General features: G+C 35.9%; 12 protein-coding genes. All 12 read left to right on the forward strand.

Annotated elements, in window-relative coordinates; translation table 11 throughout:
- The first annotated feature begins 19 nt into the window (after positions 1 to 19).
- The 12 genes from B0A68_RS03615 (at position 20) to B0A68_RS03675 (ending at position 25,178) form a co-directional block, all read left to right on the forward strand.
- Positions 20 to 2,377, forward strand: a complete 2,358-nt coding sequence (locus B0A68_RS03615; protein WP_035684660.1) for a GH92 family glycosyl hydrolase — start codon at positions 20 to 22, stop codon at positions 2,375 to 2,377.
- A gap of 11 nt (positions 2,378 to 2,388) precedes the next feature.
- Positions 2,389 to 3,372, forward strand: coding sequence for a glycoside hydrolase family 43 protein (locus B0A68_RS03620; RefSeq protein ID WP_035684657.1), 984 nt, complete (start codon positions 2,389 to 2,391; stop codon positions 3,370 to 3,372).
- Between the two features lie 821 nt (positions 3,373 to 4,193).
- Positions 4,194 to 7,325: a SusC/RagA family TonB-linked outer membrane protein gene (locus B0A68_RS03630; protein WP_240475248.1), complete on the forward strand. Its 3,132-nt coding sequence runs from the start codon at positions 4,194 to 4,196 to the stop codon at positions 7,323 to 7,325.
- 19 nt (positions 7,326 to 7,344) lie between these two features.
- On the forward strand, positions 7,345 to 9,237 hold the full coding sequence (locus B0A68_RS03635) for a RagB/SusD family nutrient uptake outer membrane protein (RefSeq protein WP_035684647.1): 1,893 nt from the start codon (positions 7,345 to 7,347) through the stop codon (positions 9,235 to 9,237).
- Between the two features lie 16 nt (positions 9,238 to 9,253).
- On the forward strand, positions 9,254 to 10,417 hold the full coding sequence (locus B0A68_RS03640) for a SusF/SusE family outer membrane protein (RefSeq protein WP_084679061.1): 1,164 nt from the start codon (positions 9,254 to 9,256) through the stop codon (positions 10,415 to 10,417).
- A 189-nt stretch (positions 10,418 to 10,606) separates the two neighbouring features.
- Positions 10,607 to 12,721: an RICIN domain-containing protein gene (locus tag B0A68_RS03645; protein WP_084679059.1), complete on the forward strand. Its 2,115-nt coding sequence runs from the start codon at positions 10,607 to 10,609 to the stop codon at positions 12,719 to 12,721.
- Positions 12,722 to 12,831: 110 nt separating this feature from the next.
- The gene (locus B0A68_RS03650) at positions 12,832 to 16,080 is read left to right on the forward strand and encodes a TIM-barrel domain-containing protein (RefSeq protein WP_051892610.1); all 3,249 of its coding nucleotides are present in this window, start codon (positions 12,832 to 12,834) and stop codon (positions 16,078 to 16,080) included.
- Between the two features lie 326 nt (positions 16,081 to 16,406).
- Positions 16,407 to 16,949, forward strand: coding sequence for an RNA polymerase sigma factor (locus tag B0A68_RS03655; RefSeq protein WP_051892608.1), 543 nt, complete (start codon positions 16,407 to 16,409; stop codon positions 16,947 to 16,949).
- An 85-nt stretch (positions 16,950 to 17,034) separates the two neighbouring features.
- Complete coding sequence (locus B0A68_RS03660; protein ID WP_035684645.1) at positions 17,035 to 18,093, forward strand: FecR family protein; 1,059 nt, start codon at positions 17,035 to 17,037, stop codon at positions 18,091 to 18,093.
- A gap of 162 nt (positions 18,094 to 18,255) precedes the next feature.
- A complete protein-coding gene (locus B0A68_RS03665; RefSeq protein WP_051892606.1) occupies positions 18,256 to 21,813 on the forward strand; it encodes a SusC/RagA family TonB-linked outer membrane protein in 3,558 nt (1,185 codons plus the stop codon).
- 18 nt (positions 21,814 to 21,831) lie between these two features.
- The gene (locus tag B0A68_RS03670) at positions 21,832 to 23,187 is read left to right on the forward strand and encodes a RagB/SusD family nutrient uptake outer membrane protein (RefSeq protein WP_035684644.1); all 1,356 of its coding nucleotides are present in this window, start codon (positions 21,832 to 21,834) and stop codon (positions 23,185 to 23,187) included.
- An 11-nt stretch (positions 23,188 to 23,198) separates the two neighbouring features.
- On the forward strand, positions 23,199 to 25,178 hold the full coding sequence (locus B0A68_RS03675; RefSeq protein ID WP_035684642.1) for a TlpA family protein disulfide reductase: 1,980 nt from the start codon (positions 23,199 to 23,201) through the stop codon (positions 25,176 to 25,178).
- Positions 25,179 to 25,198 lie beyond the last annotated feature (20 nt).

Raw genomic sequence — 25,198 nt, forward strand, 5'->3', positions numbered from 1 at the left:
TGAATAATTAGATTTAGACATGAAAAACATTGTAGTAAAATTTTGTATCATCACATCCCTATGTTTATTTAGTATTACGGCTTTGAGTCAGAAAACGGTTAAAAAGTTTTCCGATTACGTAAAACCGAATATTGGAACAGCACACAGCCGCTGGTTTTTTTATACTCCCGGTGCAATGCCGTTTGGACTTGCAAAACTTGGCCCTTCGACCAACGGTCATCTGGGAAATGAGCAGGGATGGGAAGCCACTGGTTATGATGACAGAGATACTTCTATAGAAGGTTTTGCGTGTTTACATGAGTTTCAGATAGGAGGTATTGTGCTGGCACCGTCTGTTGGTAAACTGCAGACCATACCCGGCGCTCTCGATAAACCTGAAGAAGGCTACAGATCCCGATTTGATCGAAAGGATGAATATGCTTCAGCCGGATATTATTCAGTATTGCTTAAAGATTATAATATTAAAGCAGAACTTACAGCGACAAAAAGAGTAGGTTTTCAGCGATATACTTTTCCAAAATCAGCTCAGTCCAACATAATTTTTGATATTGGAAACAGACAAGGCGAGAGTGGCGCAGTTAAAGAATCAAAAGTTACTATTACAGAAGATGGAAGAATTGAAGGTTACGTTATTACAACGCCGGAATATGTAAAAAAATATCAGGCAGGTACCGAAGTGGCAATGTATTTCTCGGCCGTTTTAGACAAAAAGCCAAGTAGTTTTGGTGCATTTAATAAAAAAGGAATTCAGGCTGGTGCTAAAGAAATTGAAGGAGAAGGAGCTGGCATCTATCTCACTTTTGACACGCAGCAAAATGAAATGATTACGGTTAAAATTGGTTTGTCTTACACTTCTGTGGACAATGCAAGACTGAATCTTGATACCGAAGCAAAGAGTTTAAATTTCGCGGCAGCAGAAAAACAAAGTCTTGCTGTATGGAATGATTACCTTGGAAGGATAGCCGTAGAAGGTAAAAACGAAGCTGATAAAATTAAATTTTATACAGGTTTGTATCATGCTTTATTGGGTCGCGGGCTTGGCAGTGATGTCAACGGAGCATATCCTATGAATAATGGAAAAGTAGGCCAGATACCTCTGGATTCAAAAGGAAAGCCTCTGCATAACTATTACAATACAGATGCAATTTGGGGAGGATTCTGGAATCTAACTCAATTGTGGGCGCTTGCTTATCCGGAATATTATGCAGACTGGGTACAGGGACAATTGCTTGTATATAAAGATGCCGGCTGGCTGGGTGATGGTATTGCCAATAGTAAATATGTGTCTGGCGTGGGGACAAACTTTACAGGGCTTGCTATAGCATCGGCTTATAATTCGGGAATACGCAATTTTGATGTGGAAAAGGGATATGAAGCGGCGTTAAAAAACGAATTGGAATGGAAAAACAGAATTGAAGGCGCTGGAAAAATGGATGTTAAACAATTTGTAGAACTTGGTTATTCTCCTTATTTGGATAATATGGACTACAAGACTAATACAGAAGGTTCTGGATTTTCGGCTTCCCACACATTAGAATATTCTTATAGTGCTTATGCAGTCGCTCAGTTTGCAAAAGCATTGGGTAAAACTAAAGATTATGAAAAGCTTATGAAATTAGCCGATGGCTGGAAATTGCTTTATGATAAAGAAACAACATTTATAAGACCTAAATATGCTAACGGAACATTTATCAAAGATTTTGATCCGTCACAGCCATGGAGAGGATTTCAGGAAGGCAATGCATGGCAGTATACATTTTATGTGCCTCATAATGTAACTGAATTAGTAGCAACTCTTGGAAAAGATACTTTTAATAATCGTTTGGATGATATTTTTACAAAATCTCAAAAAAATGTTTTTGGAGGAGGAACTAAAATCGATGCTTTTGCCGGATTATCAGGTTTTTATAATCATGGTAATCAGCCAAACTTGCATATATCGTGGCTTTTTAATTTTTCAGGAAAACCGTATCTGACACAAAAATGGGTGCATGCAATCTGCGACGAATTTTATGGAACTGAAGGAATACACGGATACGGCTACGGTCAGGACGAAGATCAGGGACAATTGGGAGCGTGGTACGTTATGTCTTCAATAGGATTGTTTGATGTAAAGGGTTTGACCGATATTAATCCGTCATTTCAAATCGGAAGCCCGCTGTTTGACAAAATTACAATTAAGAAATTAGGAAAATCGCGCGATAAAAATTTTGTTATTGATGTAAAAAATAATTCTAAAACGAATGTTTACTTACAGGAAGTAAAACTAAATGATATTGATTTGAAACAGCTTTCGATAGAATTAGAAGCTGTTAAAAAAGGAGGTGTTTTAAAAATGAAAGTAGATGCGCAGCCCTCAACTTCCTGGTCAAATTAAATGATTTTTGTATGAAAAAAATCTTAATCTTTCTATTTGCTGTTTTTTGCTCAAAAGCAATTGCACAAACAGCAGTTTCTGATTCTTCAAAAAATAACAATCCTATTTTTAAAGGCTGGTATGCAGATCCTGAAGGAATTATATTTGACAAAACGTATTGGGTTTATCCCACTTTTTCTGCTCCTTATGAACAGCAGGTTTTTCTGGACGCTTTCTCTTCTAAAGATTTAACTCATTGGACAAAACATCCAAGAATTTTAGATACTGCAGCTGTAAAATGGGCAAAAATTGCAATGTGGGCGCCTTCGATCATTAAAAATAAAAATAAATATTTTTTGTTTTTTGGAGCAAATGACATTCAGAACAATGATGAGGTGGGTGGAATTGGTGTTGCCGTGGCTTCAAAACCCGAAGGTCCTTATAAAGATTATTTAGGAAAACCGCTGGTTGATAAATTCTATAATGGAGCACAGCCTATTGATCAATTTGTTTTTAGAGATAAAGATGGTCAGTGTTATTTAATTTACGGAGGATGGAAACATTGTAATATTGCAAAATTAAAGTCTGATTTTACTGGTTTTGTGCCTTTTGAAGATAAAACTGTTTTTAAAGAAATCACTCCTGAAAACTATGTAGAGGGACCATTTATGTTTATTAAAAACAACAAATATTACTTTATGTGGTCTGAAGGCGGATGGACTGGTCCTGATTATTGTGTGGCGTATGCTATTGCAGATTCTCCAATGGGACCCTTTAAAAGAATCGGCAAAATTCTGGAACAAAACCCTAAAATTGCAAAAGGAGCTGGACATCACTCCGTCATAAAAGCTCCTAATTCTGACAACTATTATATTGTGTATCACAGAAGACCACTCACTGAAACTCATGCAAACTCGAGAGAAACCTGCATAGAAGAGATGCATTTTGATGAAAATGGTTTTATAAAACCTGTTAACATAACTAACGAAGGAGTAAAAGCAGATTTTATAAAATAAGCAAAGCGGCTGTAAGTACTTAATAGTCCTGTGTTTTGGATTATTTTATTGTCTTACGGTCGTGTAACATTCTGTACTTCAGATAAAAACTGTTGTAAAACATTTTTCAGGGCTTCTTACTGTCAATCTTGATTGTCTCAATAGGAGATAAAAAATGTTATGCCTTTTACAACTGAGAAATTCTTTCTTGCGATCCTTTCAAAATAAACGATTTATGGATTAATCCGGTCTAAGCTATTCTTAAAGAATTGAGATTTATGCTGCCTTAAAATCAAAGATTATTCTTAAAAATAATGACGGTTGTTTTTATATGAAAGTTCTTTTTTTTTATGATCAACGAGATAATTTCCGCTTGTATTGGCTCTTTAATCTTTGAAAAAATTAAAGCCTGTTTCTGTGCAAAAACTAATTATTAAAGATGATGGAAAACTAATTTGCAATCTTAAAAATACGTGCGATTTAATCTTTTGTTTCAATAAGTTTTTCATCAGACTCACATTAAACAGCTGTTTTCTTTCATAATGCTTATTTACAGCGTTTTCGGAGGCTGAATGAATCATTTCAACATAATTTTGAAACAAAATGGGATTAAAATAATGTTATCATTACGCTAATTTGGTCAGAAATTAAAAGAGATTTTTTAAGGCATAAATTATAGAATCAATAAAAATAATATATAATTTTTTAGCATGTCTTAAAAATAACTGTATTAAATGCCATATCGATATTTACAGGATTGTTCTGAATGATGTTTAAAAAGTTCTTTAAGAGATCTTATTTAATTGAAAAAACTAACTAATAACCAACCAAAAAAAACTGAAATGAAAATTAAAACGACTTGGAAAACGTCATCCAGTCATCTGAGCTCATTTACATGGAGTAAATTAAAGTTCAGTACGAATGGATTGATTTGTTTATTGTTTCTAATGTTTTGTGCAGAAAGCAGTTATGCGCAGAACGATAATTCTGTGAAGATAACAGGAAACGTAATTGATACAAAAGGATTGTCATTGCCTAGCGCAACTGTACTAGAAAAAGGTACAAAAAATGCAGTTACAACAGACTTTGATGGAACTTTTACCATTACAGTATCTTCTCCTCAGGCGATACTTGTATTTAAGTTTATCGGAATGAAAGCAGTCGAAAGATCTTTAAACAATAATAAAAATATAACGGTAACCATGCAGGAAGAAACGAGTGATCTTCAGGCGGTTGTTGTTGTGGGGTATGGTACTCAGAAAAAAGCTTCGGTTGTTGGAGCCATTAGTACCATAAAGCCTTCGTTATTACAGGTAGGAACTTCTCGTACATTAAGCAACAACCTTGCGGGTCAGATAACCGGTGTGATGGCTGTGCAGCGATCTGGTGAACCGGGTTATGACCAGTCTGATATCAAAATTCGAGGCATCTCTACTTTTAAAGGAGGAACAAATCCGCTTGTATTGGTAGACGGAATTGAGCGAAACCTAAACGACCTTGATCCATCAGAAATTGAATCGTTTTCTGTTTTAAAAGATGCGGCCGCGAGCGCTGTGTATGGTGTTAGAGGTGCAAACGGAGTAATTTTGATTAATACCAAAAGAGGTTTTGTTGGCGCTCCGAGAATTCAGGTAAGAACAGAATATTCTATTCAGGAGCCTACCAAACTGCCAGAATTTATTGGTGCTGCTCCTTACATGACTTTACTGAATCAATTAGCCGCAGAACAGGGCAGACCACAATTGTATACAGAAGACCGAATTACAAAAACAGCCAGCAGATATGATCCTGATTTATATCCAGATGTAAATTGGGTCGATGCCATAACAAAAGATTATGCTTTTACGTCAAGATCTAATTTGAATGTTGCCGGAGGATCAGAGATTTTGAGATATGCATTGACTGCTTCCTACTATAGTGAAAACGGTATTATGTCTGCAGATCCAAAGCAGACTTACGATTCAGAAACAAGGTTAAACAGAGCTAATGTTCGTACAAACGTAGATGTAAACGTATCTAAAACTACTTTGTTAAGAGTAAATATTGGGGGTTTTTTGCAAAATCTTAATAAAGGAAACAGCAGCACCGATGATTTGTTTAACAAAGCTTTTGAAACCACTCCTTTTGTACATCCGGCTGTATACTCAGACGGAACTATTCCAAGAGTTTTTGCTCGCGAAAATCCATGGGCGATGAGCACGCAGCAAGGATATTATAAACAAGGCGGCAGCAAGATTGAAAGCCTGGTATCATTAGAACAAGATTTAAAAGGGATTACACCGGGATTAAAAGCCAAATTTACTTACTCGTTTGACTCCTATTCTGAAAACAAAGTGATACGCGGCAAATCACCGGATTATTATAACGTAGCGACTCAAAGAGATCTGGACGGAAGCTTAATACACGGCACTGTTCAGGCATATGGGCAGGAATATTTAGGATATAAAACGGAAGCCTCATTTGGAAACAGACGTATTTATCTGGAAGCAAATACCACTTATAACCGCACTTTTGGCAAACATGATCTGAGCGGTCTGTTTTTATATAATCAGGATAGTTATCAGGATGACAGGCCTCCGCAGGCTTTTAAACATCAGGGAATTGCCGGAAGAACCTCTTATACATTTGATCGAAAATATATAGGCGAATTTAATTTTGGGTACAACGGATCAGAAAATTTTGCTAAAGGAAACCGTTACGGATTTTTCCCGTCTGTCGCTATGGGCTGGATTGCATCTGAAGAAAAATTTATGGAACCTTTTAAAGATGTTTTTAATAAAATCAAATTTCGTGGTTCATATGGTTTAGTCGGAAATGATAACATTGGAGCCAATAGAAGATTTGCCTACTTAACAACAATTAGTGACAACAACAATTCTGATTACACATTTGGTACAGGAAATGGGGTAAAATTTGAAGGAATTGAAGAAGGTGAAATAGGAGTAAGCAATCTGACTTGGGAAAAAGTAGCAAAATTAGATTTTGGTGTAGAATTAGGATTATGGAATATGCTTGATTTGACAGTAGATATATTTCAGGAAAAAAGAAAGGATATTTTTATTTCAAGAAACACAGTTCCAACTCAGGCAGGATTTATTAATGCACCTTGGGCGAATTATGGAAAAATGGAAAACAAAGGAATTGAGGTAGCATTTAATTTGAATAAACAAGTAACTCCTGATTTCTTTATGAGCTGGCGTGCAAATTTCACTTTTGTTGAAAATAAAGTAACAGAAAGAGATGAACCAGACGCTGTAAAAGGAACATACCGTTCTGCAACAGGTATTCAAAATAATACATTGTGGGGGTATACCGCAACAGGATTATATACCAATGAAGATTTTACTTCGCCGGGTGTTTTAGCGCCGGGATTACCTGTACCAACGTTTGGAACTTCGCTGCGTCCCGGAGATATTAAATATCAAGACAGAAATAATGATGGAATTATAAGCGGATTAGACGAAGGTTTTATAGGCGGTACAACCGATCCTCAGATTATATACGGTTTTGGAACTAATTTGAAATACAAACAATTTGATTTGAGTTTTTTCTTTCAGGGAGTAGCAAAATCAGAACGAATAATAGGAGGTTCTAATTTTATTCCGGGAAGCGGCACAGGTACTTTAGGGAATATTTACAGCAACTACGAAGACCGCTGGACAGAACAAAATCAAAGTCAGGATGTTTTCTATCCGAGACTAAGCTATGGTCCAAATCTTAATAATTCTGTGGCATCAACCTGGTGGAAAAAAGACATGAGTTTTGGTCGTTTAAAGACTATGGAAGTAGGATACTCATTTGATAAAAAGTTACTGGAAAAGCTTTATTTACAAGGATTAAGAATTTATGTAAGTGGAAATAATTTATGGTATGCCTCTAAGTTTAAACTATGGGATCCGGAATTAGATACTGGAAATGGTTTAAGATATCCGTCAACAAGATCAGTTCTTTTTGGATTATCAATAGGGTTATAATTTTAAAAAATCTATTAAAATGAAAAATATATATATTAGATCGATATTCCTTTTTTTAGGATTATTACTATCATCATCCTGTTCTGATTATTTAGACAAAGAAAGCGATACCGAACTTACTTTGGATGGTGTTTTTGAGAGTAAAACGAAAACCGAGAATTGGCTGGCAGCCTGTTATTCGAGAATTCCTGATCCGACCTGGGGATATACCCGTAGTATAGGACAGGAAATTTTAGCCGACGATATGTCTCCGTCAGAGAGATGGCGTCAGTACGACTGGCAGGTAATACCATTTGCTCTGGGCGACTGGTCAGTGGGTTCACCATGGAGTCCAAGTTATTGGAATGGTTTACCGCAAAGAGTGAGAGAATGCAACATTCTTATAAAAAATATTAAGCCAATACCTGCACAAAATTTAACAGAAAATGAAGTTAGGTTAATGATTGCAGAATGTCGTTTTTTAAAAGCCTATTATTACTCCTTACTAATAAATACATACGGCCCGGTTCCTTTTAACCCTGACGAAATTACACCTGTAGACTATAACCTTCCGGACTTGCAGGTTGGTCAGACCCCATACGACGAAATCGTAAAATGGATCGATAAAGAATTGAGAGAAGTAGAACAGATTTTACCAGCATCTTATTCAGACGGAAGAAAATTTGGCAGAGCAACCTCTATTATGTGTAAAGCTGTCAGAGCCAGAATGCTTCTTTTTGCAGCAAGTCCGCTTGTTAATGGAAACTCAGAATATGCAGGTCATATTACAAAAGATGGGAAAGTATTATTTAACAGTACATACGATGCTAACAAATGGAAAATTGCTGCAGATGCAAGTAAGGATTTAATTCTAAATGCAGAAGCAGCAGGTCATAGATTGTATACAGAAATGAATGCTGCAGGAAAAATTGATCCTTTTTTATCGTGTCAAAATCTGCATCTTATAGAAGCAAGTAAAGGAAATGGAGAAGTACTTTTTGCCCGTGTAGCTGTTGAGTCTAAAGAATATGACAGACATACAGCGCCTACCGGAGCCGGAGGAGCTGGCGGATATGGAGTAACGCAGTCTTTGGTAGATGCTTTTTTTACAGCAAATGGTCTGCCAATAACAGATTCTAATTCCGGATATGTAGAAACAGGTTTCTCTACTCAGGACGGATACTGGCCCAACGGAATAACAAAATTTAATGAAGTAAAAAGCCCTGGACTTGTAACTCTTGCAGGAACCTACAACATGTACTGTAATCGTGAGCCAAGATTTTATCTGGCAGTAAATTTTGATGGAGCATGGTATACAGATGGTGACAATGCCGGAAAAGATAAAGGAAGAAAATTGGAGTTTTTTAATGGTAAAAAAGATAATAACGGTACTCATGATGCACCGCAAAATGGATATTTAGCAAGAAAAAGAACAGATCCGACACGAAATCCGATTAATGATTATTTTGCACCCCGTCACGGAATTTTATACAGATTAGGAGAAGCATATCTAAATTATGCAGAAGCACTTAACGAATCAGATCCAGGAAATGCTGAGGTGCTAATTTATATTAATAAAATTAGAGAAAGAGCAGGTGTGAGACCCTATACAACAGGTACGACAGATGCTCAAAATATACATGTAGACAATGATCAGGCAAGTTTGAGAAAAATAATCAGAATGGAACGAAGAGTCGAGCTTTGTACCGAAGGAATTCGTTATGATGATTTAAGAAGATGGAAACTAGCAGAAACCGTTCTGAATGGTCCTGTTTACGGAATGAATTTTAATGGTAAAGACGCATCCGAATTCTATAAAAGAACAGCGTATCAAACCAGAGTATATAGAAAATCCTTTTACTGGTTTCCTATTTACCTGGCAGAGATCGAAAAGAATCGCAATTTAATCCAGGCACCTTTCTGGGACAAATAATTAAATCAGAAAAAAAATGAAAAATATAAAAAATATTATCTCATTTATAATAATGAGTTTGATTCTTGTCTCTTGTGAAGACAAAGGACTTGAGAACGATGGCTGGCTTCAGGATCCTAATTTTCCGAATCCGTTAACTATAGATCTTTCAAAAAAAGAAGTTGTATTAGCAAAAGATAATGAGAACGCAAATGCCATAACTTTTACCTGGACAAAAGGAAATGACAGAGGAGCAGGAACAAGTCTGACCTACTTTTTCCGTATGGATATTCAAGGAAAAAATTTTAGCGAAGGTCTTACGCCAGATGAAACTACTGCAATTACAGAAGAAATTCCGGCGGGTGTTTTTACAAAATCTTACACTGTAAAAGAGTTAAATTCTCTGCTGCTGAAAAATTTTAAACGTCCGGGAGGTGTTGTCACCAATCTGGAAGTACAAATAATAGCAAGAGTTAATAATGGTGTGCAGTATCAAAAACCAGAAGTATCTACCTCTGGTTTTGCTGTAACAAGTTTTAGTCCGGGACCATTACCGCTTTTTATGGTTGGAGATGCAATAAGCGGCAGCTGGGATTATAGTACAGGTAAAATTCTGCCTGAAAAAACAGAAAGAACAATCTACAATTTCATTGGAGATTTTACAATTGGTTCATTCAAAGTTATCGAAAAACCAAGCAGCGAATTACCGTCTTACGATCCTATTGCTGGAAATAAAATCGTTTATAACGAAACCAGTCCAAGAACAGCCGATAATGTTTTTAAAGTAGCCGAAGCCGGCCGTCATTCCTTCTATTTGGATATTGATAAAGAAATCTATGCTTTTGGATATGTGCCTTACGAAAATGTCTATATGGTAGGAAACGCAATAACCGGCATTGGATGGGATATTGGAAAAGCGAAGCCAATGACATGGGATCCTAAAAATCCTGAAGTATTCATTTTTGCCGGACAATTTGATGCTGGCGAATTTAAACTTGCCTTAGATCTGGGGAACTGGGGAGGCAGATTTTTAATGCCTGCTGTAAATGGAACCGTAATAAAAGGAAATGCAAACGACAACACGACAGTACAATTAATGCCAAACGGATCGCCGGATAATAAATGGGTTATAGAAACCACTGGACAATATGAACTTACAGTCAATCCGGCGAAAATGACTATTGTGTTGAAAAAGCTTTAATAATACCATAATTGATTTTTTTCGAGGTAATTAAATTGCCAGCTAAATAAAAGAAGACAAAGCTTTTCAGTCCGCAAAGACTGAAGAGTTTTGGATTCTTTTTTCAAAAACTTTTTTATAGTTTTTTGAAAAGCATGGAGCAAAATCACCAAACGATTTATTAAAAAATAAGATCAAAAAACAGAAATTATGATACGAGTAAAAATACATAGTTATAATCTGATTGATAAATTGAGATTGCGTTTTGTAGTGTTTTTAATGTTTATAAGTTTTACTGCTCAGGCACAGCTCAGCGGTAATCCTCTGTTTACAGGCGCAGATCCCGAGATTCATTACTTTAACAATAAATATTACATTTATACTACCGCTATTTACGGCACACAGTTTCATGCGTATTCCTCAAATGATCTGACCAATTGGTACGACGAAGGTCTTATTTTCGATCTTTTTCCAGACAGTCCCTGGTCACAATATAACGGCTGGGCTCCCGCAGTTGTTTTTCGCAACAACAAATACTATTTCTATTATACTGCCGAAACCAAAATAGGTGTTGCAGTTGGCAATACGCCAATTGGTCCTTTTACAGATATAGGTGCGCCCCTTATCGGAACAGATCCTTATACCGATGATATTATCGATGCCAATGTTTTTATTGATGATGACGGACAAGCCTATATTTATTACGGAGGATCAGGAAAAAGCAGAATGGTAGTGCGTAAATTAAACGCCAATATGATTTCTTTGGCCACAGGACCAACAGATATAACACCGCAAAATTATACCGAAGCGCCTTATATGGTAAAACGCAAAGGAATTTATTATATGATGTATTCTAATGGATCTTGGTTTAATGATACCTATAATGTGCAGTATTCAACTTCCAATTCACCCATGGGACCCTGGACTTACAGAGGAAAAATATTGAGTTCGAATGTAGAAGATAAAGGTCCGGGACATCATGGCGTATTAAAAATGGGTAACTGCGATGAATATTACATCATTTACCATCGTTACGAAAATGGTACCTCAGGAGACAGAAAAGTTGCAATTGACAGAATGTATTTCAATGCCGCAGATTTAATTGAACCGATTAATATGACCAATTATGGTGTTGCACCCAGAATCCCAGATCAATCTTGTCCTACGCAAAGTGTTGTGTCGGGAGGGATTTATAAATTAACCCACAAAGGAACGAACCAATGTTTGGATGTTTTTAACAACGGAAGCCAGTCGGGAACCAATGTGCAGCAAAGTACAGACAACGGCAGTGATGCACAGCGCTGGGTTGTAACGCTCGAAGCAGATGGTTTTTATAAACTAACCCACAAAGGAACAAATCAATGTCTGGATGTTTTTCAAAACAGCAGTTTACAGGGAGCTAATGTCCAGCAATCGGCAGACAGCGGGAACGATGCGCAGCGCTGGAAAATCGAAATAATGTCAGACGGTTATGCAAAACTCACACATAAAGGAACTACTCAATGTCTGGATGTTGACAATAACAGCAGTCAGTCCGGTGCCAATGTTCAGCAATGGGCAGATTTAGGCACAGATGCACAGCGATGGAAACTGGATCTTATAGAAGTTCCAATTGTTTCCGGAGGAGTATATCGGCTGATTCATAAAGGAACTAGTCAAAGTCTTGATGTGAGCGGAGGAAGTACACAGCAAGGTGCCAATGTACAGCAATATACCAGTAATGAAACCGATGCACAGCGCTGGATTATTACAAAAGAATCCGATGGTTTTTATAAATTAACCCACAGAGGAACCAATCAATGTCTGGATGTTGATAACAACAGCAGTCAGGCTGGAGCCAATGTACAGCAGTGGAATGATTTGGGTACCGATGCACAGCGTTGGAAAATAGAACTGATGCCTGACGGCTATTTTAAACTGACTCACAAAAACACTAATTTATGTCTGGATGTAGTAAATAACCTTGCCGAGCCCGGAACAAATGTACACCAGTGGACCGATAATGGCAATGATGCACAACGCTGGAAACTCGATTTAGTAAAACCCACAACAAATTTAGCAACAGCCAAATTTTCTAAACCTTCATTAAAAAACGAAAACGAAACAGCTTTAAATATATATCCAAATCCGGTAAAAAACACCCTTTACTTTACTTCTGAAATGACAGGTATTCAAGTCAGTGTTTTTTCTGAAACAGGAAGCTTGGTTTTAAACCAAATCGTAAAAGCAAATAGTATTGACGTTTCAAGTTTGGCGACAGGAATTTATTTTACTGTTTTTGAGAAAGACGGAATGAAAATCACGAAACGATTTATTAAAAAATAAACATAAATAAAGAATATATACTTCAAATAGAATAATTAAAATGATATAAAATTCATGATTTTGATGAAATGATTTGAAGTATTTATTTTTAGATTAATTTTAAAGAGAATATGAAAACAAAAAAACTTTTAGTTGCAATTTTTTGTCTGGCTTCGGCAGCTTTAACTGCTCAGGAATACAAACCTGAAGCAAACCCAAAGGCAGTTGTAGTGTCAGGAAATGCCAGATTTACCGTGCTTTCGCCGCGCGTAATTCGTATGGAATGGAGTTCAGATGGTAAGTTTACAAACAATGCTTCGCTCACCTTTGTAAATCGAAACCTTCCGGTGCCGTCGTTTACTAAAAAAGAGACTAAAGGGGAATTGCAAATTACAACAGATGTAGTAAAACTTAAATATAAAACAGATTCTGGTAATTTTAATGACAAAAATCTAAGTGTAGATTTTATTGTAAACGGCAAACCAGTTTCCTGGAAACCCGGGTTAGCTAATACTAAAAATCTATTGGGAACAACCCGTACTCTTGACGGTGTTGACGGTCCTGCAAAAGAATTGGAAAAAGGTATAATTTCCCGCGATGGATGGTATTTAATAGACGACAGCGAGCGTCCGCTTTTTGACAATTCAGAGTGGCCTTGGGTGATGGCACGTCCGGGAGATAAACCTCAGGATTTATATCTTTTTGCTTATGATTCGGATTATAAAACGGCGCTAAAAGATTATACAGATATTGCCGGTAAAATAGCCATGCCTCCAAGATTTGCTTTTGGTGCCTGGTGGTCGCGATACAGAGAATATTCTGATACTGAATTTCGTGATCTTGTTGGCGAATTCAAAATGCACGATGTTCCTCTAGATGTATTTGTAATCGATATGGACTGGCACGTAAAATCACTGCCTGAATTTTTCAAAAACGGACAAAGACAAAGAGATCAGGCTGGAGAAGATGCAGGCTGGACAGGCTTTACATGGAATAAAAATTTATTTCCTTCTCCGGAAAAGTTTTTACAATGGACGAATGAACAACACCTTAAAACGTGTCTAAATTTGCATCCCGCTTCTGGAATACAGCCTTTTGAAGAAGTGTATCCTGAAATGGCAAACGCAATGGGAATTGATCCGGCTTCAAAAAAATATGTACCTTTTGATATTACCGATAAAAAATTTGCAACCAATTATATGAATCTGGTATTGCATCCGATAGAAAAAGCAGGTGTCGATTTTTGGTGGCTCGACTGGCAGCAATGGGGAAGTACCAATATTCCCGGCGTTAATCCAACGATCTACTTAAATTATGTTCATTACAGCGACATGGAGCGCCAAAACAAAGTGCGTCCGCTTATCTTTCACCGCTGGGGCGGACTCGGAAATCACAGATATCAAATCGGATTTTCGGGCGATACACACGTATCTTGGGAATCCTTAAATTATCAGCCTTATTTTACCGCTACTGCAGCCAATGTAGGATTCGGTTATTGGAGTCATGATATTGGCGGACATCAAGGTGATGCAGGTACTGCCGAATTGTACACAAGATGGATTCAGTGGGGTGTTTTTAGTCCAATATTCAGAACGCACGCTACCGCTGCGCCACAGCACGAAAGACGTATTTGGGCTTATCCGCTTGATAACTTTCTTATTATGAGAGAAGCTTATCTTACCCGATATTCTTTAGTTCCTTATTTATATAACGAAGCGCGCAATACGTATGAAACGGGAGTTTCTACCGTTCACCCCATGTATTACGATTATCCAAAAGAGGAAAACGCTTATGCTATACCCAACCAATATATGTTTGGTCGTGACATGATCGTGAATCCCATTACAAAACCAATCGAAAAAGGAAATGTATTTTTATCTCACCAAACCTGGCTTCCTGAAGGTAAATGGTTCGAATGCAGTACAGGAAGTATCATAAAAGGCGGTAAAAAAATTACGATGCCTTTTACATTAGGAGATATTCCGGTTTTTGTAAAAGAAGGCGCCATTATTCCGATGCAGCCAAAAGTAGAAAGAACAGATGAAAAACCTTTAAATCCGTTAATTCTTGCTTTTTATCCCGGCAAAAAAGGAACATTGAAACTGTATGAAGATGAAGGCAATAACAACAATTTTAAGAAAAATGCCTTTACTTACACGCCGGTAACTTCAGAGCAAAAAGGGAATAAGATGAATATTGTAATAGGAGCAGCAGAAGGATCATTTCCGGGAATGCTCACTTCCAGAGGTTATGAACTTCGTTTTCCGTGCTCATTTCCTCCGGCAGCAGTATCGGTTAACGGACAAAATATTCCTTATAGTGCAGAAGCTAAGGCTGGAAGCTGGTCTTATTCTGGAAACGATTTTGAAACACGCGTTTATTTGCCAGAATCTCCAACCAATACAAAAGTTTCGGTTGAGGTGCAATTCCCGGATTACGATCAACAGCTTCTTTCGGGTAAAAAAGGACAGATTAAATACATGAAAAATTTCGAAACATTTCGACTGTTAAACAGTTGGAATGATGGATTATACAGTCCTTTCGAAATCATGTCACTTTCTCAATTCGGCCAGAATCTGGAATATAATATTACAGATGTTAAAAAAGAAATTGATGGATTTGCTGACCGTTGGAACAATGCGCTTTTGACCATTCAATCTAGCAGCATAACAAATAAAGCATACAAACCGTATTATGAATTGCTTAAAATCTACGGTAAAATTGCCGAAAGACCTGAATTTAAAACCAATGAAAGTGTGTTGGAATCTGATGCAAAAGCAAAGGTTGAGTTCATTCAAAAAGACACCGATAAAATATATTATACAACAGACGGTTCTGTTCCAACACGTAATTCACAGCTTTACACAAAAGCATTTGAAGTTTCGGTTCCTGCACGCGTAAACGCTATCGCATGTCCTGAAGGCGACGGCTCTTGCAGCTCTGTTATTTCGAAAATATTTTATAATAAAAAAACAGGTTTAAATTATAGTTTGTACAAAGGAACGTGGAAGAAAATGCCCGATTTCAGTAAACTTTCTCCAGTAGAAAAAGGATATGCTCCAGATTTTGATCTGAACAAAATTAATCATGACGCCAATAATTACGGTTTGGTATATAATGGTTTTATAAATATTCCTGCAGATGGAAAATATACTTTTTATATAGCTTCTGATGACGGAAGTAAATTTTACATAAACGACCAATTGCTAATTGATAATGATGGATTACACGGTTTTGATGAGAAAAAATCTGAAATAACCTTAAAAAAAGGATTAGTGCCAATTCGGTTAGAATATTTTCAGGAAAGTTACGGCGAAGGACTTTCGGTTGAATTTTCATCAGACAAAATTGCTAAAACAAGTGTTTTTCCTTCTATTTAAATAACTAATATTTTAAATTAAAAACCTTCAAACCTTAATGGCTTTGAAGGTTTTTTTAGTTTTAAGCAAAAAAAGAAATCAATGATAAACTATTCCTGCTGCTGCTTCGGTATAGTTTCCTATACGCAGCTTAGAATCTATAAATGCATTAATTTCTAAATATTAATTATAAGTTGAGAGTATGGAATCAATAAATTAACAAGACTTCTTTTTCGTTTTTTAAGAATTTATCAAAGTATTTGAAATAAGAATGAAAATTCAATTAATAATTTTAGAAATTATTTAGTTTTGTACTGAAAACAACTCTTAAAAGCCGGAAATCTTTAATGAAAGATGAGAACAGAGATATTGATTTATGGAGTCAAATAAAAGAAGGAGATGTTCTGGCTTATCATAAACTCTATGATCGGTATATAGATATGCTTTTTACGTTTGGAATGCAATACACTAATGATGACGCTTTAGTGCAGGATGCCATACACGATATTTTTGTCGATCTTCATCGTTACCGCAATACCATTTCGTTAGACGTGGTGGTTAAATCCTATCTTTTTAAATCACTCCAAAATAATATTTTTAAAAAGCTGAAATCTCAGACCAAAATAGTTTCTCTGGATATTTTGGCAGAAGGCAATTATAAAACAGAATCTGCAGAAGACGATCTTATCATCAGCGAAACTGCCTTTACCAGAAATGCTGGTTTAGCTTTTGCGTTATCATCTCTGACCAAAAAACAGCGTTATGCACTTCATCTTCGTTTTAGCGAAGATTTGTCTTATGAGGAAATTTCTTCTACTTTAGAAATTAGTTTAGAATCCTGTAGAACTTTGATTTATAGATCATTAAGAGAACTTCGAGGCAAACTTTAAAAAAACTTTAAAAAAACATTATTTTTTTTGTCTATGTTTTGACCTTTTGATTCTTATAGAGATATAGAATCTAAATAAAAACATTTTGTACCCAAATTTCAAAATTTTATCAAAAAACAATAAAGCGGATTTAAAAGCTAGAATCGCAGAAAGTATTGCATTCGAAAAACAGCGTGTGCGAAGAAAAAGACTTCGTGTACTTTCGTGGAGTGCTGCTGCTGTGTTTTGCATTTTCTTAGGACTTGTAATTAGTTTTAAACAAGAACCGCAGTTTGTTACGGTTAGTTCGATTGAGCAATTTGCGATAAGTACTGAAAAAGATGGTTCTTTTGAAAAAAGTGATCAGGTTAAATTGGTACTGTCCAATCAGGAAGCCGTTACTATTGGCGACAGCACCACGATTGCTTATGATGCATCAGGAAATCGAATTCAGGTCAACAATAAGCAGATTAATCAAAAAAACAGTAAGGAAACACAGTACAATACCGTTTTGGTTCCTTACGGAAAAAGAGCGCATCTTAGCTTGGCAGACGGTACTTTGGTTTGGCTGAATTCAGGATCAAAATTAATTTATCCAACTGCTTTTAACACTGCACACAGAGAAGTATTTTTAGAAGGAGAAGGAATTTTTGATGTTGCTCATAATGCTGCAAAACCATTTTTTGTACGCGCTGCAAATAATTACAGTGTGCGTGTTTTGGGAACATTATTTAATGTAAGCTGTTACGCAGCAGATGCGAAAGTTTCGACAGCATTATTGCGCGGAAAAGTTCAGGTGGCATACGCTAAAAAAGGACTTTTTAGCAGCGATACAATTCAAACCATTCTTAAACCCGGAATGATAGCAGCTTTAGATAAAAAAAAGCAGAATATCGAGACCACTGTTCAGAATGTTGAACCTTTATTTTCTTGGAGAAAAGGATATTACGAATTTTCTAAAGAAAAACTGCCTTTGGTTTTAGACAAATTGACTCGTTACTATAATGTCAAATTTTTAATAAATAAACAAGTCAGCCAGCAAGAAACCTATTCTGGGGCTTTTAAACTTAATGATGATCTGGATAAAGTGGTAAAAACACTAGAAGCTACTACAGGTCTTGATTTTGTTTATGATACCGAAACCAGAGAAATTACTATTAACTAAATACAAATAACTAGAAATCAGGAAATGCCTATGATATAAGAGAAAAAATAGAATAATATAACTATAACCAACCAAAAAAAAACCAAAAGATGCTCGAACATCTTTTGGCTATGTAAAATTTTTAATTGCAGATGCAATTATTGAAATAACTAAAACAAAATTATGAATAAAAATCATGATATAGGCTTTCTATTGCCTAAAAAAATCATCAACCTTACTTTTATTTTATTTATGAGAGTATTCATTTTAGTTCTGTACTTAGGTCTAACCAGTATCTACGCCAATACCGCAAAAGCGCAAAATGAAATCTCTGTAAAAGTTCAGGGAGCCTCACTGCAAACGCTTTTTAATACGATTCAGCAAAAAAGTGATTATGTATTTTTTTACAATGATGATTTAATGTCGTCTACAAAAAAAATAAACGTAAATCAATACGGGACTGTAGAACAGATTTTAAACACTGCATTAGCCAATACTGGATTGTCTTACAGTATTATAGACAAGCAGATTGTCATTAAAAAAGCCAAAAAAATACAACAGGATCCATACGATATTACAGGTATCGTTACCGACAAAAGCGGGAATCCGCTGGTGGGAGTAAATGTAATTATAGTAAGTAATAAAGGCAATTGGGATATCACCCGCGAAAAAGGGGATTTCAGAATAAGAGTTATTGCTTCAGATTCTTTGCGTTTTGACTATTTAGGATATAAATCAAAAACCATTGCGGTAAATAACCAAAAATTCATAAAAGTAATTTTATCTCAAGATGTATTAGAATTGACTGGTGTTGAGGTTGTTGCTTCAAACGGTTATACAGATATTCCAAAAGAAAGAGTAACTGGATCTTTTGAAGTTATTGGAGCCAAAGAATTGGCACAAGTTCCAACTGTTGATGTTGCATCAAGATTAGAAGGAAAAATGGCAGGTGTAAGTGTTGATCCGAGAACAGGAACTATAACGGTTAGAGGAACTAATAGTTATGGAGCAACATCACCGCTTGTTGTAATTGACGGTTTTCCACAGCCAATAAACGATTTTAGTTTCAGCCAAAGAGGAGTTCCGGGAGCTTCTATTTTAAGTTACCTTAATCCTGATGATGTAGAAAGTATTACGGTTTTAAAAGATGCTGCTGCAGCTTCTATCTGGGGCTCTCGTGCTGCCAATGGCGTAATTGTAGTTGTGACTAAAAAAGGAAAAAAAGCAGAGCCTACCATTAATTTCAGCACTACCACTACAATTGGTGAAAAAATGGATTTAGGAAAACTGCGTGTAATGAATACGGCTCAATATATTGATTACGAAAAAGATTTAGTTGCAGGCGGATTTGTAGCAGACGACATTAGCAACTGGCAGGCAAAAAATCCGAGTGCTGCTCAGGAAATCATGTTTCAACAAAAAAGAGGTACTATTTCTATAGCAGAAAGAGATCAATTGTTAAATCAATTGGCTCAAAATGATAATCTGGGTCAGATCAATAAATATTTATTGAGAAATTCGGCCACCAGACAATATGATTTATCTGTAACCGGAGGAACTGACAAAAGTACCTATTACTTGTCTTTAGGTTATAATAAAGACGAAGCGGCAATGAGAAGCAACGAAGCTCAATCGTATAATATTACTTTAAACAACACTTTTCAACTTAAAAGTTTTTTAAAATTAAATACAGGGATCAATTACGTTTCTTCAAGTTTTCAAACCAATATGGTTGCCAATGAAGCTTTATCAAATGTCTCAAATTCTGCGCTGCGTCCTTATGATATGATTGCGGATGAAAACGGAAATGGTATTGACCGCTATATTCTTTTTAGACCAGAAGTAGCCAAAGGATTTGAAGCCAAAGGATATCTGCCTTTCAGCTACAATTATTTAGACGAATTGAATTATTCTAATGTAATTACAAAAGGGGCCAATATACGTTTAAATGCAAGTTTAACTGCGACTGTTACAAACTGGTTAAATTTTGAAGCCTCTGGAATGTATACTTCTATTGGCAACAAAACCAGATCGTTGAGTGAAGCAGATAGTTATTTTTCAAGAATTTATATTAACGAAGCAACTTCTGTAAATACTGCAGGAAAATTGGTTTATGGTGTGCCGGTAGGATCTTATTTGTATAATGCAAACGCTTCTAATGAATCGCAGAGCATGCGTATGCAGATGAATATCAATAAGAATTTTAATGAAAATAACAGCCTGCACTTTTTAGCCGGTTCAGAAATTAGAGAAGAAAGAAGAGAAAGTTCAAGCCAAAGATTTTATGGGTATAATACCGATACAAACTCAGGACAATCTGTAAATCCAACAACGTATTATACGACCATTTATGGATGGCAGACTTATATTGGAACGGCAGACAACAGCATCAGTAAATACAGAGACCGTTATTTATCGTATTACGGATTAGGATCTTATGATTTTATGAACAAATATCACGTATCTGGAAGTGTACGTTTTGATGATTATAATTTGCTAGGTGCTTCGAGAAAAAACAGAGCATTGCCACTTTGGTCTGTAGGAGGGAAGTGGGATATCAGCAAAGAGTTTTTCTTAAAACAGGTAAGCTGGTTAGACAATTTATCTGCAAGAGTAACTTATGGTAAATCAGGAAGTGCACCTGGAGGTGGTTTTGGAAGCCAAAGTGCTGTAATTTCGGTTGGATCTGTAGACTTTAATACACAATTGCCAACAGCTTCTATTTCGTTACCGGAAAACCCAGGCATTAAATGGGAAACAACAGCAACGCTGAATTTTGGTTTAGATTATGCTATTTTTAATAACCGTCTGCGCGGAAGTGCCGATTTGTACTATAAAAAATCAAAAGATATTTTAACCAATTTACCATACAACCCAACATACGGCTGGAGTTATTTGAACTATAATACAGCAACTCTAGAAGGGCATGGTATCGATCTTAATCTTTCTGGAACAATTATAAACTCAGGTTTTAAATGGAACAGCAGTTTTACTTTTGCGTACAATACAAATGAAGTAACCGATTCTCGTTTTAAAGCAACCGCTACAAACCAATATTTTGGATCATCACCAATAGTTGGTACAGCTTTAACAACAATTTACGCTTACAATTGGGCAGGTCTGGATGCAACAGGACAATCTACCATTTATAAAAAAGATGGTACAATTATCAATGCATCTCAAGGAATTGCAACAATTGACAAAGACGATTTGAAAAAAATGGGAACTACTGTTGCGCCTTATTTTGGTGGATTCATGAATGATTTCTCGTATAAGAATTTCAGAATGGGTGTTCAGATTACCTACTTTGCAGGGCATGTATTTAGAAATACAGTATTACAAAATTACCCATCGTATTCAGGAGTACAATATAGTGCTGTAGCAAAAGATGAACTTGTTGCAGATCGTTGGAGACAAGCAGGAGACGAAGCATTTACAAATGTTCCTGGTTTAGCCAACATTAGTTACAACAGTTTAAATCGCTACCAAAATGCAGATATTAATGTACTGCCGGCAGATAATATTCGATTACAGCAAATTTCTCTAGGTTATGATGTTCCTTCACAATATTTACAAAAGACTTTTATAAAGTCATTGAGTTTCAATTTTGCGGCTAGAAATTTAGGACTATTATGGGTTAAGAATGATTTGGGTATTGATCCTCAGTATTTGTCAAACAATAATTATAATACACTTGCACCGCAGCGTAATTATACTTTGCAGTTTAATTGTAGTTTTTAATTTTAAAAAATAGACTTTATGAAATTTCTAAAATTCACACTATATATCGTTCTTCCAATACTTCTTTTGAACTCTTGCAGAGATTATGTAGAAGTAGAACAGGTTGGAAACAACAGAGTTTTAAAATACACCTCAGATTACAGAGGTTTGGCAAATAATTATACAGATATGACATCTTCTGGCGGTATTCATTTGCTTGCCAGTGCCGATGTAGAATTTCCAACAACTTACCAAACAGGTGTTTCTACCATTTGGGGTAATAGTTATACCTGGCAGGAAAAAATTTATGATCCATCTCAGGGAGATGCAGATTGGAACGGTTTGTACAAAGCGATTTATTACAGCAATGTTATTCTCGATGGCGTAATGAGCAGCCAAGGCGGATCAGATGCCGAGAAAAAAGAAATTTATGCTGAGGCTTATGTTCACAGAGCCTTCGCATATTTGCAGTTGGTAAATGTTTACGGACCACAATTTGATCCGACTTCAGATAACGCAGCAAAAGCAGTTCCGTTATTGTTAAAACCAGAGTTATTTTCTTCTTTAGAAAGAAGTACGGTTGGACAAGTTTATGATCAAATTGTTTCTGATTTAAAAAGTTCCTTAGCAAATGACATTCAGGATACACCTCCGTTTAATGTTTTGCCATCTAGACGAGCGGCTTATGCATTATTAGCCAGAACATATCTATACATGGGATCGTATCAGCTAAGTTTAGACAATGCACAGAAAGCATTAAGTATGCAAAACACTTTAATCGATTTAAAAACATTTGCATCTGGTTACAGTTATCCAGTATTAATTCAGAATCCGGAAGTTATATTTTCTAAAACATTATTGCTTACTTATAATGGAGCTCCTTTGTCTCCGGAACTTTTAAATAGTTTTGAAACTAATGACCTTCGTTACAATTATTACACAGCGCCGGGCACAAGCTATTATCCAACTTATACCGGTAGAGGATTTGGTATCAATTTATACAGTTATACTAACGGAATTAATGTTGGAGTATCGGTTCCAGAAATGTATTTAATTTCGGCAGAATGTTATGCGAGATTAGGAAGTCCGGAAAAAGCAGTCGAAAATCTGAATATTCTGAGAGCAAAACGATATAAAACTGGTACGACTTATCAGGTTGCAGCGACAACAAATGCAGAAGCTTTGAATTTGGTATTGACGGAGAGACAAAAAGAACTTATCGGAAGAGGATTCCGCTGGTTTGATCAACGCAGATTAAATCTTGATCCGGCTTTTAAGAAAACATATACCAGAGTTTTTAAAGGACAAACGTATATTTTGGAACCAAACAGCGATGGTTACGTATTCCCAATCAATCAAAATTATATCGATTTAAACCCGGAATTGGGTAAATAAAAAACACCACAATGTTAAAAAAAATATCAAATATCAAATTACTGGTATTGGCTTTCTGCGCCTTTACCTTGCAAGTTACAAGTCAGGAAGTAAAGCAGAGATTAGCAGGAATGATCGATGTCCCTACACCGGGAACGGCTTTAAACATGACCTATGACGCAAAAGGCGGACCTTTGGAAAACATTAAAGAAATTAACGGTTATGCCTATGTTTTTAATGATTACAGATGGGAAATCGAAGATCTTAAGATGAAGAAAAACGGTGCGGTCTGGAATGTAAACTACACAGTTCCAAAAAACTGTGCCTTTATGGCTTTCAAATTTTATGGAAATACAGACAACGGTTTAGTAACCGATACAGGACAAGATACCGGTTATATTCTAGTAGTTTTTAAAGAGCCAAAAGTAAAAATGCCTGGTGCAGATTTGGCTTGGGCAACTTTTAGAAACAAAGATTTCAACAATCAGTTTGGCGGTTATTTTAAAGATTTTACAATTACAGGAGATGCAACAGAATATTGGCTGAAAAAAGAAGTTGCAGATCAAGGTCAGAATTTCCCGAAATTTATCGATACCTATATTAAAATATTAAAGGTTCAGAAACCAGAAAAATTTGACGAACTGGGACATCTTTTTTTAGGTGATTTTGTAAAGAAAATGAATGGTCTGCCAGAAGAGGTTTATGTAAAAGTGCACAATTTGTATTTATACGAACTTAAGGATAAAGCAAAAGGAGATTCTATTGAAACAGTAATTCAGAAACAATTTCCGAAAGGAGCTTTTATGCGCTTTAAAGCTTATCAAAAAATTGCTCCAATTGCAGATGCAGCAGAAAGAAATAAAGCTGTACAACAATTTTTAACTGATTTCCCATACACTTCAGAGGTGCCGGATTCTCAAAAATATTTTTACGATAATCTTGTAAAAATGCAGTTTGGATATTACTTCGAAAGTAAAGATTATAAGAGTATTTTGGCTATGATTCCAAAAATGAACTTCGCTAATCTAAACGACGCTTACCATCAGAATATATCTAAAGCATTGTATATTAAGTCTGTCGAGCCAGAAGTTATAGAAACTATGGCAGTGCCAATCATTCAGCAAATGCAGCAAAAAATAAATGATTTGTCGTACATGCAGGGAATTTACTGGTCGCCGAATCAAGCTGCAGAAAACGCAAAAGTGCAATTGAATAATGAGTTGGTAATTCAAATTCGTATGTACGATATTTTGAAAAAGCATAAAGAAGTTATCGAAACTTTTGAGCTGCTGCCATTTCAAAAACGTTATGAAAAAGCAAGTATAAACGACATTCATGTAAGAGCTTTAGAAGCATTGAATAAACCAACAATCGAGGTTTTAAAAAATGCTGCCAGGGCAAATGCTTTGTCAGAAGGATCAACGGCTAAGCTAAAAGAATTGTACTTAAAAGAAGGAAAAAAAGAAACTGATTTTCCTGCTTACCTCGAAAAATTAAAAAAAGAGAATAATTCAGAACAAAAAATTTTTTTGATGTCTCCGGTAAAAGCTCCCGCAATTAATGTGCAGACAGCAGACGGAAAACCAAAACAATTAGCTTTAGACAGCGGCAAAATTATAGTAATCGACTTTTGGGCAACTTGGTGCGGACCGTGTAAAAAAGCTTTTCCGGCAATGCAGCAATTAGTTACTAATTTTAAAGAAGACAAACAAGTTGAGTTTTATTTTATAAGTACCCAGGAAAACAAAGAAGGATATAAAAAAGAAGCTCTGGCTTATCTAAAAGAAAAAGGATTAAAGCTTGACACTTATTTTGATTTAGTAAAAAAAGGAGGCGGAACAAACAACGAATCATTTGCAAAATATGCAGCCCTTTTTAAATCAAGCGGTATTCCTAGAAAAGTCGTGATTAAAAACGGGCACATCAGATTTACATCTGAAGGATATTCTGGTAATCCGGGTCAGCTTGTAGACGAACTTACAGAAGTTATTAATGCTTTAAAAAAGGAATAATTTCCTTTTGAAAATCGAAT

The sequence above is a fragment of the Flavobacterium reichenbachii genome (assembly GCF_002217435.1).
GTDB lineage: Bacteria > Bacteroidota > Bacteroidia > Flavobacteriales > Flavobacteriaceae > Flavobacterium > Flavobacterium reichenbachii.

What these genes read in the sequence shown, in the direction of transcription:
- B0A68_RS03615 (WP_035684660.1), top strand. Translation starts at nt 20, where the DNA reads ATGAAAAACATTGTAGTAAAATTTTGTATCATCACATCCCTATGTTTA.
- B0A68_RS03620 (WP_035684657.1), top strand. Translation starts at nt 2,389, where the DNA reads ATGAAAAAAATCTTAATCTTTCTATTTGCTGTTTTTTGCTCAAAAGCA.
- B0A68_RS03630 (WP_240475248.1), top strand. Translation starts at nt 4,194, where the DNA reads ATGAAAATTAAAACGACTTGGAAAACGTCATCCAGTCATCTGAGCTCA.
- B0A68_RS03635 (WP_035684647.1), top strand. Translation starts at nt 7,345, where the DNA reads ATGAAAAATATATATATTAGATCGATATTCCTTTTTTTAGGATTATTA.
- B0A68_RS03640 (WP_084679061.1), top strand. Translation starts at nt 9,254, where the DNA reads ATGAAAAATATAAAAAATATTATCTCATTTATAATAATGAGTTTGATT.
- B0A68_RS03645 (WP_084679059.1), top strand. Translation starts at nt 10,607, where the DNA reads ATGATACGAGTAAAAATACATAGTTATAATCTGATTGATAAATTGAGA.
- B0A68_RS03650 (WP_051892610.1), top strand. Translation starts at nt 12,832, where the DNA reads ATGAAAACAAAAAAACTTTTAGTTGCAATTTTTTGTCTGGCTTCGGCA.
- B0A68_RS03655 (WP_051892608.1), top strand. Translation starts at nt 16,407, where the DNA reads ATGAAAGATGAGAACAGAGATATTGATTTATGGAGTCAAATAAAAGAA.
- B0A68_RS03665 (WP_051892606.1), top strand. Translation starts at nt 18,256, where the DNA reads ATGAATAAAAATCATGATATAGGCTTTCTATTGCCTAAAAAAATCATC.
- B0A68_RS03670 (WP_035684644.1), top strand. Translation starts at nt 21,832, where the DNA reads ATGAAATTTCTAAAATTCACACTATATATCGTTCTTCCAATACTTCTT.
- B0A68_RS03675 (WP_035684642.1), top strand. Translation starts at nt 23,199, where the DNA reads ATGTTAAAAAAAATATCAAATATCAAATTACTGGTATTGGCTTTCTGC.